This window comes from Bartonella sp. DB5-6, from assembly GCF_000278115.1.
In the GTDB taxonomy this organism is placed as follows: Bacteria; Pseudomonadota; Alphaproteobacteria; order Rhizobiales; family Rhizobiaceae; genus Bartonella; species Bartonella refiksaydamii.
The window spans coordinates 211,281-225,770 of the sequence record NZ_JH725116.1 but is presented as its reverse complement, the minus strand read 5'-3'; the positions used below and the strand labels follow the sequence as shown (position 1 = coordinate 225,770).

Annotated in this window: 18 protein-coding genes; 15 read left to right on the top strand and 3 right to left on the bottom strand. The window is 43.4% G+C overall.

The genetic code is table 11. The features are described from left to right. The 8 genes from MCO_RS03790 to MCO_RS03755 all read left to right on the top strand — a co-directional run. The coding region (locus tag MCO_RS03790) for a hypothetical protein (protein WP_007552711.1) at positions 1 to 422 on the top strand (422 nt) is incomplete at its 5' end. Beyond that, entirely contained in the window at positions 403 to 1,092 is a 690-nt protein-coding gene (locus MCO_RS03785; protein WP_007552710.1) for a phage baseplate assembly protein V, read from the top strand. The genes MCO_RS03790 and MCO_RS03785, both read left to right, overlap by 20 nt. Continuing rightward, entirely contained in the window at positions 1,089 to 1,430 is a 342-nt protein-coding gene (locus tag MCO_RS03780; protein WP_007552708.1) for a GPW/gp25 family protein, read from the top strand. Before MCO_RS03785 ends, MCO_RS03780 begins: the two co-directional genes overlap by 4 nt. Beyond that, positions 1,427 to 2,254, top strand: coding sequence for a baseplate J/gp47 family protein (locus tag MCO_RS03775; RefSeq protein ID WP_007552707.1), 828 nt, complete (start codon positions 1,427 to 1,429; stop codon positions 2,252 to 2,254). Before MCO_RS03780 ends, MCO_RS03775 begins: the two co-directional genes overlap by 4 nt. Further along, the gene (locus tag MCO_RS03770; RefSeq protein ID WP_007552705.1) at positions 2,254 to 3,360 is read left to right on the top strand and encodes a phage tail protein; all 1,107 of its coding nucleotides are present in this window, start codon (positions 2,254 to 2,256) and stop codon (positions 3,358 to 3,360) included. Before MCO_RS03775 ends, MCO_RS03770 begins: the two co-directional genes overlap by 1 nt. Position 3,361: 1 nt before the next feature. Further along, positions 3,362 to 6,634 carry a DUF4815 domain-containing protein gene (locus tag MCO_RS03765; RefSeq protein ID WP_007552704.1) on the top strand — a complete coding sequence of 1,091 codons (3,273 nt, stop codon included), beginning with the start codon at positions 3,362 to 3,364 and terminating at the stop codon, positions 6,632 to 6,634. A gap of 13 nt (positions 6,635 to 6,647) precedes the next feature. Continuing rightward, positions 6,648 to 8,000, top strand: coding sequence for a Bgr_08870 family protein (locus MCO_RS03760; protein ID WP_007552703.1), 1,353 nt, complete (start codon positions 6,648 to 6,650; stop codon positions 7,998 to 8,000). A 9-nt stretch (positions 8,001 to 8,009) separates the two neighbouring features. Beyond that, a complete protein-coding gene (locus MCO_RS03755; RefSeq protein ID WP_007552702.1) occupies positions 8,010 to 8,252 on the top strand; it encodes a hypothetical protein in 243 nt (80 codons plus the stop codon). Here MCO_RS03755 and MCO_RS10800 read toward each other — a convergent pair. Beyond that, positions 8,249 to 8,413: a hypothetical protein gene (locus tag MCO_RS10800; RefSeq protein ID WP_007552701.1), complete on the bottom strand. Its 165-nt coding sequence runs from the start codon at positions 8,411 to 8,413 to the stop codon at positions 8,249 to 8,251. The genes MCO_RS03755 and MCO_RS10800 overlap by 4 nt on opposite strands. Positions 8,414 to 8,531: 118 nt before the next feature. Here MCO_RS10800 and MCO_RS03745 point away from each other — a divergent pair, with 118 nt between their 5' ends. Together MCO_RS03745 and MCO_RS03740 are read left to right on the top strand one after the other, a co-directional pair. Further along, positions 8,532 to 8,807: a type II toxin-antitoxin system RelE/ParE family toxin gene (locus tag MCO_RS03745; protein ID WP_007552700.1), complete on the top strand. Its 276-nt coding sequence runs from the start codon at positions 8,532 to 8,534 to the stop codon at positions 8,805 to 8,807. Positions 8,808 to 8,840: 33 nt separating this feature from the next. Continuing rightward, positions 8,841 to 9,170 carry a HigA family addiction module antitoxin gene (locus MCO_RS03740; RefSeq protein WP_007552699.1) on the top strand — a complete coding sequence of 110 codons (330 nt, stop codon included), beginning with the start codon at positions 8,841 to 8,843 and terminating at the stop codon, positions 9,168 to 9,170. 58 nt (positions 9,171 to 9,228) lie between these two features. Here MCO_RS03740 and MCO_RS03735 read toward each other — a convergent pair whose 3' ends face one another. Both MCO_RS03735 and MCO_RS03730 read right to left on the bottom strand, forming a co-directional pair. Next, positions 9,229 to 9,507: a hypothetical protein gene (locus MCO_RS03735; protein WP_007552698.1), complete on the bottom strand. Its 279-nt coding sequence runs from the start codon at positions 9,505 to 9,507 to the stop codon at positions 9,229 to 9,231. Further along, positions 9,504 to 10,232, bottom strand: a complete 729-nt coding sequence (locus MCO_RS03730; RefSeq protein ID WP_040298745.1) for a Rha family transcriptional regulator — start codon at positions 10,230 to 10,232, stop codon at positions 9,504 to 9,506. Before MCO_RS03730 ends, MCO_RS03735 begins: the two co-directional genes overlap by 4 nt. 386 nt (positions 10,233 to 10,618) lie before the next feature. Between MCO_RS03730 and MCO_RS03725 the strand changes: the two genes are divergently transcribed. The 5 genes from MCO_RS03725 to MCO_RS03710 all read left to right on the top strand — a co-directional run. After that, positions 10,619 to 12,010: a phage tail sheath subtilisin-like domain-containing protein gene (locus MCO_RS03725; RefSeq protein ID WP_007552696.1), complete on the top strand. Its 1,392-nt coding sequence runs from the start codon at positions 10,619 to 10,621 to the stop codon at positions 12,008 to 12,010. Continuing rightward, positions 12,010 to 12,516 (top strand): phage major tail tube protein, encoded by a 507-nt coding sequence (locus MCO_RS03720; RefSeq protein ID WP_007552695.1) that lies wholly within the window; start codon positions 12,010 to 12,012, stop codon positions 12,514 to 12,516. The genes MCO_RS03725 and MCO_RS03720 overlap by 1 nt, the downstream gene beginning before the upstream one ends. 2 nt (positions 12,517 to 12,518) lie before the next feature. Next, complete coding sequence (locus tag MCO_RS03715) at positions 12,519 to 12,806, top strand: phage tail assembly protein (protein WP_007552694.1); 288 nt, start codon at positions 12,519 to 12,521, stop codon at positions 12,804 to 12,806. Between the two features lie 38 nt (positions 12,807 to 12,844). Further along, complete coding sequence (locus tag MCO_RS11085) at positions 12,845 to 12,916, top strand: GpE family phage tail protein (RefSeq protein WP_081485993.1); 72 nt, start codon at positions 12,845 to 12,847, stop codon at positions 12,914 to 12,916. After that, a partial coding sequence (locus MCO_RS03710; protein ID WP_007552693.1) for a phage tail tape measure protein occupies positions 12,913 to 14,490 on the top strand: 1,578 nt, incomplete at its 3' end. The genes MCO_RS11085 and MCO_RS03710, both read left to right, overlap by 4 nt.

The window sequence follows — 14,490 nt, the reverse complement described above, 5'->3', positions numbered from 1 at the left end:
TTAATATCTCAACGCAAAGTGAAACGATTAAAGATGGATATGATTATGGGGTAAGGCAGCGTGTTTTAACAGTGGATGTTGAGTGCTACGACACACGAGAAAACGGTGCACGTTTTGTTGACCAACTAGCATGGGAAGTTGAGGAGATTTTTTATGCTAATCCTAATCTTAACAACACGGTTGAGACATGCCACCTACAAAATATTGCTTTTGCCTTTGGCGATAATGGCGCACTAGCGCTCCATGGTGCAATTTTAACCTTTGAGGTCACTTATGTGACGAATATCCCCTCCCCTAATGAAGAAGGCAGTGTAACAGCAAGACTCGTTGAACCTTTCTTAAGTTTTGAACCAGAAACAGGCGTAGGAAACGAGGACAAATACCATAAAATTGAAGGTGGACATGTTAGAGCGGCGCGATAAAGAAATTACAGATTTAAAAAGACGTGTAGCAAATATGGTTGTGGTAGGTAAGATTAGCCATGTCGACCATAAAAACGCACGCTATCGGGTAAAAAGTGGCAATCTTGTTAGTGACTGGATTCCAGACACACAAGCCCGCGCCGGTAAAACATGCTCCTATGAAGGGCGTGATATTGGAGAGCAAGTGATTGTTGTCTCGTCGTCCGGAGATCTATCACAAGGGGTGATTATTGGTTCACTTCATACAGATGCTAATCAAGCAGCCGATAAAGGCAATATTCATAAGACACTTTATCCTGATGGAACCAGCCTTGAATATGATGATGAACAAAACAGCTATGCACTCACTATCAAATCGGGCGGAAAGTTTATCCTCACGATTGCGGATGGCGTGTCACTAAAAGGTGATGGTGGTAAGCTAGAGCTTATCGCACCAGATGGCATAAAGATTGTTTCAGAAAGCGATATAAATTTAAACGCAAAAGGCGGCATCTCTTTGAAGGCTGGTGGTGGCGTTTCACTGAATTCGAATGATAGTCTCTCTCTTCACTCCGGTGATGATGTTTCCATTCATTCAGGTGGGTTAAAGCATAACGGCACCAATATTGGAAACAGCCATGTTCATGGTGGTGTTTTCCCTGGTGGCTCTATGACAGGAGGTCCCAATTGAACAGTGGAATGAACCGTACAACAGGAAAGTCATTGACCGGCATTGATCATTTGCGCCAATCAATCCTTGATATTTTGTCAACGCGGATTGGTTCGCGTGTAATGCGGCGTGATTATGGTTCACGTGTTGCAGAACTGATTGATGCACCAGTGAATAATGCTTTTGCTGTTGCTCTTTATGCTGCTGTTGCTGAGGCGTTAGACAAGTGGGAACCGCGTTTTAAATTGAAAAAAATTGATTTTAAAATGGTTGAGGCTGGAAAAGTTTCCTTATCCTTTGAAGGCATTTATTTGCCATCAGGCAAGCCCATCACCATGGAAGGATTACTAATAAAATGAATGGAATGCTTGCAAAACCAGAAATCATCACAGAAATTTCTTTTGAGGAAATACGCGCTGCTGCTCTTGCCCATTTAAAAGAACTTTTGCCTGAATATACTATTCTCGAAAGTGATCCAGCCGTAAAAGTCATTGAAGCTTTTAGCTATCGAGAGTTGCTTTTAAGACAGCGTATTAACGAAGCGGCACGCAACAACATTCTTGATTTTGCAACTGGTGAATCTCTTGATGCTTTGGGAAATTGGCATGGTCTTGCCCGCATGGATGGTGAAAGTGACGAGAGGTATCGTGAACGCATAAAACTTCATGCCCGTGGTGGCAAAGGTAGCGGGACAGAGCCCTATTACAAGCTTATAGCCTTAACAGCAGATAGTCGTGTTAAGGATGCAATTATTTATCGAAAAGGCAAAGACCCAACCATCTATGTTGCTCTTTTTGGCAATAATGAAGAAGGAACAGCATCCGAAGATCTCTTACAAACAGTCTCACAAGCTCTTAACAAAAAGAATATCATCATGACCAATGATACAATCATTGTGCACGCTGCTGTCAAAAAAGTGGTGGATTTAGAAGCAGATGTTTGGCTGTTACCGGAAACATCGTTAAAAATTCTCACGACAATGGAAGCAAATTTAAGAGCAGCATGGAGACAAGAACAAGCCATTGGTCGTGAATTAAGCTTATCGTGGTGGATTTCGAAACTGATGATCCCCGGTGTTCAGAAAGTGATTGCCGTTGCACCAACCAGAGACAGTGCGGTTTGTGATGAAGAAGTTTTAGCTATTGGAAAAATCACCTTAAACTTCAAAGGGCGTGCGCGCTAATGGTTGGCTCCCTACTCCCCACAAACGCAACAGAATTTGAAAAGCGCCTTGCCGATGCTTGCGATTTTCATCAAGATGTTGACGGTTCTGTTTTGGGGATTTCACGCTCTAAACTGATCACACGCCCTCCCCGTTTCTTACCATGGTTGATTGAAGAATATGGACTTGGAGAGCTTACACCTTATGTTCCCAATCTTTATGATCTCATTGATCAAGGTCTTGCCTGGCAGAGGATACGTGGCTCCCTTGCTGCCATTGAGATGGGGCTTGCATGGCTGGGGGTTACAGCACGCTTTCAACCCGCATGGACGGGGCGTGTTTGGTGGAACTCCTTTCAACTCTACTTTGATCAATTGCCTGAACGGAAAAGCCTTGAAGCCATTGAAGCAATTACCGACCTTTCCAAAAGTTTGCGCTCTGATTTTCGCCGTGGTGTCATGGGTTATGATGTGCAAGCTGTTGAATGCAATATGTCACGCCTTGATGACAGTCTGCTGGAGTATGAGAGCGGTGTAAGCCTCATAGCTGGGAATACTTTGTTTTCCTTTGGACGCACAACAGAGATAGAGCGCGTTCTCACAAGAGAAGAAGGCATACTGATTGGCAATTGGATGGATGGTGGGGATGAGGAATTAAGCTTCGATCAGATCGATTACCCATGGGACATGGCAAACTTTCCGTGGTGTTCGGTCAAAAAACATGAACGCGATATGCTGATGGCAGAGTGGTTTCGCAGCCGCACACTTTATCTCGTGTTAAGAGACACCCAAGATGGCGTGATTGGGTATCGCAGATGCTATGCTGTAGCGCCGGTAGAACAGGCTTTGAATGGTGTTTATAGCCATTGTGGTGGCAGATTCCAGCCCTCCCCGATGGGCACGGCGCTTCTTGTGGCAGCACGCACAGACTTTCGCGACGTTGATGGCAAACAAGCAGCATTTGTTTCTGTTCTCGTTCATGCTTCTCCCAAACAAGATATCCCCTTTGGCAAGCTTTGGTGTGAGCCTGATGAACTGAATGGTGGTGTGGAGATACTCAAAACGCCCATTAATATTCCTTTGCGTGCCGATGTTCGCGAACAATTCAAGATTTTATTGAGGTTTTAACATGAAGCATGAAAGTGGTTTGCCCTTTGCAATTGACAGATCTCGCGGCAAAGAGGAACAACAAAGCGTTGTCTTTTATGGACAACGACCCTTTATTCAAAGTGGTGAACTCAACGAGGTTCAAACCATCATAAGGGGACGCCATAACCGTTTGGGGCGCCTTGTGGCACAAGAAGGAGACCGCGTTGAACGGGCTGATGCTTTTGTCAACAAAGACACGCAAACTGTCACGTTAACAGACGGCAAGATTTATATTGCCGGTGATATCTTTCCAGTTTCAAATGCCGTCTTAGAGAATGTTTCCATGATTGGGCGCTTGGAAATTGGTGTGAAGCTGCAAAAAAAATGGGTGACATATGAGGATGATCCAGAGCTGTTGGGGCAAGTCCCTGGCACCTTGGCAGAAGGAGAGCCTGGTGCCGCACGAGAAACAGCACAGCTTGTTTGGGCACTGAAAGAGGATGCGCAGCAAGGGACTTTCTTTCCGGTTTACATTTTGCAAGATGGTGTTTTGATTGATCAAAAATCACCCTCATTACTTGAACCGGCCATGCAAGCTATTGCTACTTATGACCGTGCCCATGGGCATTATATCGTGAGCGGATGCCGTGTAAGCGCTTTAGGACAAAACAACGGCTGCCAAGTGTTTAGCATTCAAGAAGGAGAAGCCAATATCAATGGTTTTAAACGCAAACGCCTTGCTGCTTTACGCCATGAAGAACCAGAAGATTTTTCGACAAATGTTGTTCCAAGCGAAACCCATATCTTTGCTCCTCAAACAGGGGAAACAAGCTCTCAATCTGACATTCACTCTGCTCCTGCTAACACCATCACCTTCTTGACTGATTTTAATCCGAGTGCCACCATTCATGCCACTCCCGAAGAAACGCATATTTTTTCACCTCAAAAAGGGAAAACGAGCTTTACCTTTAAAACCTATTACGCTCCCATTGCCGATATTCAGTCTCTTTTGTTGACAAAAGAAAAAACCGTTAACGTCACCCGTGGTGCCGTTGCCGCTGGGCGTGATGGTGTTCCTGATAAGAGCATCACTTCTTTTATTAAAGTCGTTCAAGGAAGCAAGGAATTTAAAGAAGGCACAGATTTTAAAAAAACAGGAGACACCATTGATTGGGCACTTGTAGGAGACGAGCCTTTAGTGGGAAGTACCTATAAGGTGACTTATCGCTATCGTGCGCAAGTTACCGCCGATAAAGTAACAGCACAGGAAATTACCGTCTCAGGTGGAGCGCAAGGTGGTGATATTATTGTAAGTTACACTTACAAATTACCGCGTATTGACCGTATAGGACTGAATACAGGGGGCAATGTGGTTTATATCAAAGGCATTGCAGCAGACCAACCCATGGCTCCAACTGTCCCTGATGATGTGTTGTCCCTTGCAACCATCACCAACAATTGGCTTGATACTCCTCTTGTGGTCAATGACGGAACGCGTGTTGCCCCCTATGATGAGATGTGGCGCTATTTTCAACGGGTACTCTCCCTTGACCGGTTGATGCAGTTAGAGCGCATTAAAAGCAATGTTGACTCTAAAGAACCTGTCGCCAAAAAAGGCATGTTTGCAGACCCTTTTCTAGATGACTCTTACAGAGATGAAGGCTTTCAACAAACGGGGGCTGTTGGCAGTGGTATTTTGCAGCTTGCCATTGACCCAACATTTTACACTGCTCCTTTAAAAGCGCCTGTCACCCTTGACTGGACAAATGAAGTGATCATTGCGCAAGAATTGACAACGGCTTGCGAAAAAATCAACCCCTATCAAAATTTTGCACCGCTGCCTGGTACAGTAAAACTCACCCCCGCGACAGATTTTTGGCATGAACAGCGCACCGATTGGCTCTCGAGTGTCACCAATCAACTGAATATGGGATGGAACCGTGGGAGAACTATCCGTAACACAGAAGTGCATGATAATCTCATCAATGAGACTCAAAAACAAATCAATTTTTTAAGGCAAATTACTCTTCACTTTAAAATTGAAGGCTTTGGCAAGGGGGAAATCTTGGAAAGTCTTACCTTTGATGGTGTGAATGTTTTGCCAAAAACAAAGCTTATTGCTAACACCAATGGCACTCTTGAGGGCACTTTTAAGATTCCACAAAACATCACCGCTGGCACAAAGAATGTTGTGGCACGCGGCAAAGGTGGAACCATTGCAACGGGGCTTTTTACCGGTCAAGGTGTGATTGATGTGAAAGTTATGCGACACACCACAACGGTGCGTATCTGGACACAATTTGACCCACAAGCGCAGGTCTTTACTCCTGATGAAACACGGCAAATCACAGGTATTGACTTTCATCTTTGCAAAATCGGTAATCAAAACCATGATCTGGTGATTGATTTGGTGACAACCGAAAACGGTTATCCAACAGCTGATATTCAAGCACAAAGCTTTTATTCCATGAAGGGCGCAAAGGCAGGATGGGCAGAGGCACGCTACGATATACCACTCCTTGTCCCCAATGACCGCTTAACAGCTTTTGTACTCAAGACAGATGATAGTAATCATTCCGTCTCCTTGGCAAAGCTTGGAGATTTTGATGCAGAACACCAGAGAGTTGTCTCAAGTCATCCTTATGTAACCGGTCCACGCTTTTCTTCTGTCAATGCACAAAGCTGGACAGCCCATCAAGATGAGGCTCTTGCCTTTCGAGTGCTAGCCGCACGTTATACACAAACAGAAAAAACCATTGATCTTGGCACATTTGATCTTGTTGACTGTTCTGATTTACAAATACGCGCAGCCATTGAATTACCTTCAAGCGATTGCTCTGTCATCTTTGAAATTGAAAGAAACAATGGGACAATTTATCAACTGCTGCCCTTTCAATTGCTAAGCCTTACCGAATATATCAATGAAAAGGTCAAGCTCCGCGCCATTCTCAAAGGGACAGAGAAACTCTCACCCGTCTTGTTTGCGCCTGTTCAATTGATTGCGGGAAAAATCCATAAAACAGCAACCTACATTACGCGTGCTTTTGCCTTTGGGGAAAAGGCAAGGTTGACGAGCTATATCAAAAGCTTTTTACTGGGTGGTGCAACTTTTTCACTCGAGATGCAGCTGGATGATGGTGCTTTTGTCCCTTTGAAACTCGACGAAACAGAACAGTTATCCGAGCCGCTTTGGATAGAGCAAAAATTCACCAGCAGCAATAAGACAGCCAAACAAGCGCGCTTAAAACTCACACTTACCGGTGGACCAGCAGCGCGGTCAATGGTGTGTGATTTTGGTGCCGGCATATTGTGATGGGAAAACAGAGATGACCAAAACTAAAAAACTCGACATGGAATTACCTAAAGAAGGTCGTTTTATCAGTTCTGAATTCCCAATCTTGCGGGAAAACTTGACCAAAATTGATCAAGCCATAATGGATGTTGAGGAAAAGCTAGACGAAAAAGCGCCTTCAAAACACACGCATAGCATAAGTGATGTCACAGATCTTGAAGCAGCCCTTAAGTCCAAGATGGCAGCCGATAAAACCTTCTCATTTGCTGATTTAAGCGATATCGAGGGCGCTAAGGACGCGGCTAACAATTATGTTCTCTATAAATCAAGCAATAATAATTTTACCTTTGGCAGTGCTATTTCCCTGTTAGGCACACACCAACATAAGAGCGAAGATATTGTTGGCTTGGATGAATTTAGAGCCAAGATTACTCAAGATCTCACAAGCTATGGACGCTTAAAACAAGCCAATGAATGGCAAAATTACAACAAATTTACCAGCAAAGTTACTATGAGTGGTGATTTGGAACTATTGGGCAACGCATCATTGAATCTCATCCATAACGATAGAGTGGTCACCAATCTAAGCACAAGTGGAACCACCTTGAAAGGACCGCTTAAAGTTGATGGTGAAGCTGTTTATACCAAGTCACAAGTAGATAAATTAATAGCTTCATTAGTCAAAAAACCTGTCGAAATTCTTATGACAGAAAGCGGACCTATACCCTTTCCTGAAGGTGTTAGCGATGACACAAATGTAGAAATATGGGCATGGGGTGGTGGTGGAGGTGGTGGAGATGGAGCTAGAATCACAAATAACATCAAGCCAAATAATTTTGGCGGCGGTGGCGGAGGTGGTGCTCAAAGTGTGTGCGTGAAAACAAAAGTCTCCGAGCTTAAAAAATCAACGACAGTGCAAATCGGTCGTGGTGGTCGTGGTGGCAGTAATAGTAAATATGGGTACGCAGGTGGAAAAACAATGATTGGAAATATTATGACTGCGTTTGGTGGAGCCGGAGGCGGTGGGGGTGCTGACGGTGCTGGCGGCACGGCTTCTTTCAGAGGAAGTCGCGGTGGCGATAGTAGCTCCCGTGGTTTTAACGGCTTGGGGGGTTATATTTTTTCTGGCGGCGGCGGTGGAGATGGCGGAAGTGGCCACGGTGGAAGCTCTGTTTTTGGAGGTGGCGGTGGCGGCGGTGCTGGTGCTTATAATGGAGCAGGTGGTTATGGTGGTGAAAGTGAAAAAGGTGGGCATGGTGGTCACGGCTGTAAAGGTAGTGGTGAAGGCGGCGGCGGCGGCGGCGGATATTCCAATGGGAATGATGGTGGAATTAATTGTGGCGGTAACGGCGGCGATGGGGCAATTTTGTTGAGATTTTTTATCTAGGAGGTTTTTATGGAATATGCAGTTGTTGAAAATGGTGTGGTAACAAATATTATCATAGCCTCAGAAGATTATGTTCACACCTTTGAGGGTGAGGCAATTTTCTCAAGTAACGCACAAATTGGCTGGACTTATAAGGACGGAGTGTTTTCTCCCCCCGAGGTGGACGAAAACACAAAACAGCTCTCATCTACTGAAATGGCAGAAACAGACGCACCCGTAGAGCCCATAAAAGAACCGAAAGAGAAAGCTTAAACAGGATAAATCTCTGTTTCATAAGCTTCAATTAACAAAACAAGAGTTTTCATTTTATCAAATTCTGGAGTATTCTCTTTAGGTTGATTATCAAACATTGCAGACACAATCTCTAAGGATTCTTGGTAATCTCTCTCTGTACAAATTGGTTTGATATTCATTTCTTAAATTCTTTTAGTTCTACAGTATTTCATTAACAATATTAAATTGTAACATTTTTGTTGACGGATGTCACTTAATACATTACACCTTACTTAAAATAAAGTTGTTGAATTTGTTATGATCAAAACATTTAAAAATAAAGACCTACAATCTCTCTGGGAAACAGGAAAAAGTAAGATTGATAGCAGACTTCAACAGCGTATTATTCGCCGTCTTGATACCCTTGACGCGGCTTCTCAAGTTAGTGATATCAATGTACCAGGTTATAATTTTCATATGCTTAAAGGCTTTACTCCGAATCGCTACACAGTCCATATCAATGGTCCTTGGTGTATCACTTTTGAATTTAAAGACGGACACGTTTACCATGTTGATCTAGAGCAATACCATTGAAGATTTTAAAATCAATTGTAAAGGAGACTATCCATGACCACACGTAATCCTAACCGCTGTCCCTCTCATCCAGGAGAAATTTTAGCAGAATCTTTAGAGCATTTAGATACAAGCAAAACTGAAATTGCTCGGATTCTTCAAATATCACGCCAGCACTTGCACGGCATCCTTAAAGGAGAACGTCCTGTTACAGCTGTAACAGCGGCTCGCATTGGCAAACTTTTGGGTAATGGACCCGCCTTATGGCTACAACTTCAAGCCAATTATGATACATGGCATGCCTTGCGGGATATAGATGTTTCTTCTATTCCAACGCTAGAAGCTAGTAAAAAAGTAGATATGCAAATGGAACATAGCCGTTAAGAAAGAAATTGCATACCTCCCCGCCTAAAAGACGAGGAGATAAAATCATGTTTTACGTCTAAGCTATTTTTGCAACAGGGCTCTCCAAACTTGGCTCGTAAGCTTTCAACAAAGGCTCCATAACCGGAGGAGGTTTTAAAGACCCAAAATTTGTAATCATTGCCAGAATCCTGAGTGCATTTGGTGATTCATCTTGAAGCTTTAAAATCAAAGCTTTTTCTATCGCATCCATGGTCTCAATAAGAGTATTAAAAGCCTTATCATCAACATCATCACGCTCAAAAAACTGATACAAAGCCATCCACAAATCGCATAAGAAGTCGACACTGCTATTCATTGCACACCTCCAAAGATTTGTTCTCTCAAACATGCCAATCCTCTAGATGTAATTTTTGTTGAAGGCAGCACCTTATCTGTTCCATCCGGTCTTTGAATAGTGATAGCAGGACAATCCATAAGACCTCTCTTGATTTTATCCTGATAAGGTAACAATGGACCACTTGGAGCACGGCGATAAACCCAATCATGTTTACGCAAATAATCGGTTAAATCCTTTGGTCGTACCTCTAACATCTTTGCCGCTTCAATTAAACCAAACAAACCATCAGAACGTTTTAAGCCCTCAAGTGCTTTTGCTTTCGGAGTTAATTCGGCAATGGTGTTATCCTTTTGCTCAATTTGACTTTGTAGATGTGTCAAAAAGCCAATCATTGCTTGAGGACTTGAGTAGTCAATTTGTGATATTGCTACTTGCTTTTCCAATTCTTGCCAACGGTCAATGATTTTTGCACGTAAAGCAGTGCTGTAACCAGACACGAGAATTAAACATTCACGCTTGGGGAGATTATAACAAGGGCGACTTTCACCTTTTGCATCAACGTAAGTACCGATAAAATCAACCAATCCAGATTTGGAGCCGTTAAGTTCTTCAAGCATCTTCTTGATGTCACGCATAATATGTGCGTGCTGCTTTTTACACAATTCTGCAATCTCACGGCTAGACATAGTCTGAGTGGTAGCATTATTAGTAGTGCTTTCTTTAATTTCTATAAGAGTGTTTATGTGAACTCCTATCGATTAGAGGTTTTCTATTGACACTCAATAAAGAGTGCCGGGCGCTAGAAAACACGGTCGATAGTCCGTCATCACGCTTTTCCCATAAAGGGTATTGTATAGCGTAACCACACCCGACGGGATCATTATATGCGTGTAACATACAATGAGTCAAAGCCTTTAATGTGCGGAAAAAAGATTGTTTCGGCAATCTATCCGCTATCGATTTAAGGTGTTTTCTAGGCACCTGATTCAAAAATATACATTGTAATAATAATGTCAAGCGACTTTCGAGATTTTTACATTTTTGGATGACGAGCTTTGAAAAACACAGCTCTTTACCTCTCATTTTTCCCATTCATCTCATTAGCCAATAGTTTAAAGGAGCATAAAGTATGGCAACAGGTTTTCTACACGGTGTTGAAGTTGTCGAGGTTGACGACGGCACACGCCCCCTTCGCGCAGTTCAATCGGCAGTTATCGGGATTGTTGGCACAGCACCCGATGCCGATGAACAAGCCTTTCCTCTTAACACACCCGTTTTGGTCTCAGGTTCACTTTCACAAGCAGCTAAACTGGATAAAACAGGCAAGCGTCAAGGCACATTGCCCAATGCTCTTGACCTGATTTTCAAACAAGTGGGCGCCATTGTCGTCGTCGTGCGGGTGCAAGAAGGTGACAATGAAAGCGCAACATTGACCAATGTTCTAGGCGGTGTGAACGCAAATGGCGCTTATGAAGGTGTCCATGCGTTGATTGGAGCACAATCTGTTGTGGGACAAACACCACGTATTCTTATTGCGCCAAGCTTTACCCATAAACGCCCTATCAGTCTTAGCAAGATTGATGTGATAAACCAAGGTAGTGGTTATGCCCAAGCAAGCGTTAAAATCGAAGGCGGTGGAGAAGCAGAAGCAATCCTGAAAGATGGAAAAGTAACCTCACTTGTCATTAAGGACACTGGCTTTGAGTATCAAACCGCCCCAAATGTAACGATTGAAGGGGATGGCACTGGTGCAACAGCAAAAGCTGAAATTAGTGCAACCTCTAATCCTGTAGCGGCAGAACTCATTGGCATTGCAGAGCGTCTGCGTGCTATTGTGGTGCTTGATGCACCAAACACAACAGATGAAGCAGCACTTAGCACAGCAAAGGATTTTGATTCAAAGCGCGCCATTCTAGTTGATCCGTTTGTAAAGGTGAATCATGATGGAAAAATCGTAGAACAGCCGGCAAGTGCAGCGGTTGCCGGTGTCATTGCTAAAACTGATTTCGCCAACGGTTTTTGGCATTCTCCTTCAAATAAAGTGATTAATGGCATTGTTGGTATTGCACGCCCAATTGATTTTTCCATTGGTGATAGATCAAGCCGTGCCAACCTTCTCAACGAGCAAAATATCACAACCATCATTCGCGAAAACGGCTATCGTCTTTGGGGCAATCGCACCCTTTCAAGTGATACAAAATTTGCTTTCTTATCGGTAGTGAGAACCGCGGATATGATCAATGACGCCATTTTACGTGGGCATCTATGGGCTGTCGACCGCAATATCAAAAAAACTTACATGAATGACGTGAGTGAAAGCGTCAATGCCTATCTGCGTGATCTAAAAGCGCAAGGTGCCATTCTTGGTGGGCGCTGTACACCAGATCTAGAGCTTAACACAGCAAGCGCTATTGAAAGCGGCAGAGTCTATTTCAATGTGGAATTCACCCCAACAACACCAGCAGAACACATCACTTTCCGTTCACGCATTGTGAATGATTACTTAGAGGAGATCTTTTAATGACCATACCCGTTTTACCAAGAGTTTTGAAATATTTTAACATTTTTGTCGACGGCATTCCCTATCAAGCAAAATGTGAAAGCGTGACACTACCAAATTTGAGTTTGGTTGTTGAAAATTATCGCGGCGGTGGCATGGATAGTGCCATTGAGGTTGATCTTGGACTTGAAACTCTCATCCTCACCATGACCATTTCTGATTGCTCTCCAGAGTTGATGTCCCTGTTGGGACGCTCTGATGTTGACATCTCATTGAGAAGTTCAATGCAAGCCCAAGGCACACCGGCAGAAGGTGTTATCATTACCATGAGAGGGCTTTGCAAAGGCTTTGAAATGGCAGAATGGCAACCGGGGGGCAAAGCAACATCCACAGCGACCTTCACATTGCAGTATTTCAAATATGTCCAGAAAGATATGGAAATTGTTGAGATAGATGTCCTCAGCTTGGTGAGGAAATTCAATGGCGTTAATCAATTAGCAGAACATAAAAACTTTTTAGGAATATAAGAATGACAGTACAAACAAGCATTACACATAAATTACTGTTACCCGTTATTTTTGAAGGAAAAGAGCACACGACAATTACCTTACGGCGTCCCAAAACAAAAGATGTGCAAGCAATCGACAAAAAAGAAGGCATAGAACAAACAATCGCTATGGTTTCGCGCCTTTCGGAATGGCCCCATGAGGCTGTTGGTGAACTCGATATTGATGATTTGTCAAGTATTGGGGAGATTTTGGAGTCTTTTATCAAGCGGCGGGACACCTCGACTGGGAAACCGCCGCAAAACTCATAGCCGATATTGCCATTGTTTTTCATTGGTCCCTTTCAGAGATGATGGAAATGGAACCGCAAGAGTTAATATTCTGGCGAAAACAAGCAGCAGAAAGATATAAGACAAAATGAGTAAAACAACCAATGTTGCCGATGCAAAGGTAAAATTGTCTCTTGAAGATAAACTCACCGCACCTCTCAAACGTGTACAAGAGCGTTTTCAGAAATTGTCGCATAGCTTGAGTATTCCGCGCTTTTCTGCTGCGGTAAAAAATATGACGGCAAGCCTTCATGGCGTTCAAGGTGCCCTTGGCACAGCAGCAAGTCGTGCTTCAGTTTTTACCGGTGTTTTAGGGCTTGCTGGTGGTGGTCTTGTAGCAAGCTTAACCGCTGTCACCATGAAAACCATGCATTTAGGAGATAGTCTTCACCATGCCTCACGGCATTTAGGCATGAGTGTTGCATCACTTCAATTATGGGGCGATGCAGCGGATAATTCAGGATATTCTGCCGAACTCTTTCAACAATCCTTAGCAACTTTAAATAGACGTTCTGCGCAAGCTTTTGCTGGGCAAAAAAGAGGCATTATGGGCTTTGAAGCGCTTGGTATTTCTGTCAAAAACGCCTCGGGAAAACTGAAATCAAATTCTGTCTTGTTGGAAGAAATTACCGACAAGATGAGTAAGATGAAAAATCAAGCACAAAGACAGCATATTGCTGCTCTGCTTTTTGGTGGTGATGGCAAGGAAATGGCAGCCATGCTTGCGCAAGGCATGGCGCCCATCAAAGAACTCTTTGCAAAGGCAAGGAAAGGAAAATGGCTGATAGGTGCTGATGTTGCACGTTATGCAGCAGATTTAAGTGATAAGCTTGGTGCCTTTAAGAAAAAAATAGGGGGCATTACCAGTTTTATTGGGGCGCGTTTTATGCCCGTCATCAATGATATGATTGACGCTTTTTCAAAATTGATTGATGAAAACCGCAACCTCATTCAAACAACCGTTGCTGGATGGGCAAAAATCTTAAAAAAAGTCTTGAAGGATTTGTTTAATCCTACTTCTGATTTGAGAAGAGGCATTAGTGATCTCACAGAAAGAATTAAAAGCTGGTTCCGCTGGATGGAACCATTGATTGGGGAAATAACCCTCTTTAAGGTGGGTCTTGTGGCACTTGGTTCGTTTATTTTTGGTCCACTCATTGCCGCATTAGCGGCTGCTGGAGCAGCATTTGTCACGCTTGGCTATGCAATCATGACCACTCCTATCGGCTGGATAATGGCTGGCATTGCTGCCCTTATTGCTGCTGGATATCTCCTCTACAAACATTGGGATACGGTAGTAAGCTTCATAAGCAACTTGTGGAATTCTTTTTACAGCTTATGTTGTAACGTTTTCAGTAACCTCTATACACTCTTTAAAAACTTTTCACCACTCTCTTGGATAGCAAAAGGAATCAATGAACTCATTAAATGGTTGCTTGGCGTTGATTTAATGGAAGCTGGTGCCAATCTCATTGGTAGCTTATGGGACGGCATCAAAAGCCAGTGGCAAGCCCTGTCTGAATGGTTTAGCGGCATGATAAGCAAATTAACCAGCTGGATGCCTAATTGGATGAAAGAAAAGTTAGGCTTTAATGTCTCGATCAACAAAACTTCAACCCAAACGATTAAAACCTTTACCGAGGAAACCAATGCTCGGGCAAAAAGA

Bases quoted from the DNA above. Each gene is read 5' to 3' on its own strand.
- MCO_RS03725 (WP_007552696.1), top strand. From the start codon at position 10,619: ATGGCAACAGGTTTTCTACACGGTGTTGAAGTTGTCGAGGTTGACGAC.
- MCO_RS03765 (WP_007552704.1), top strand. From the start codon at position 3,362: ATGAAGCATGAAAGTGGTTTGCCCTTTGCAATTGACAGATCTCGCGGC.
- MCO_RS03715 (WP_007552694.1), top strand. From the start codon at position 12,519: ATGACAGTACAAACAAGCATTACACATAAATTACTGTTACCCGTTATT.
- MCO_RS03745 (WP_007552700.1), top strand. From the start codon at position 8,532: ATGATCAAAACATTTAAAAATAAAGACCTACAATCTCTCTGGGAAACA.
- MCO_RS03735 (WP_007552698.1), bottom strand. From the start codon at position 9,507: ATGAATAGCAGTGTCGACTTCTTATGCGATTTGTGGATGGCTTTGTAT.
- MCO_RS03740 (WP_007552699.1), top strand. From the start codon at position 8,841: ATGACCACACGTAATCCTAACCGCTGTCCCTCTCATCCAGGAGAAATT.
- MCO_RS03760 (WP_007552703.1), top strand. From the start codon at position 6,648: ATGACCAAAACTAAAAAACTCGACATGGAATTACCTAAAGAAGGTCGT.
- MCO_RS03720 (WP_007552695.1), top strand. From the start codon at position 12,010: ATGACCATACCCGTTTTACCAAGAGTTTTGAAATATTTTAACATTTTT.
- MCO_RS03785 (WP_007552710.1), top strand. From the start codon at position 403: ATGTTAGAGCGGCGCGATAAAGAAATTACAGATTTAAAAAGACGTGTA.
- MCO_RS03775 (WP_007552707.1), top strand. From the start codon at position 1,427: ATGAATGGAATGCTTGCAAAACCAGAAATCATCACAGAAATTTCTTTT.
- MCO_RS03755 (WP_007552702.1), top strand. From the start codon at position 8,010: ATGGAATATGCAGTTGTTGAAAATGGTGTGGTAACAAATATTATCATA.
- MCO_RS03770 (WP_007552705.1), top strand. From the start codon at position 2,254: ATGGTTGGCTCCCTACTCCCCACAAACGCAACAGAATTTGAAAAGCGC.
- MCO_RS10800 (WP_007552701.1), bottom strand. From the start codon at position 8,413: ATGAATATCAAACCAATTTGTACAGAGAGAGATTACCAAGAATCCTTA.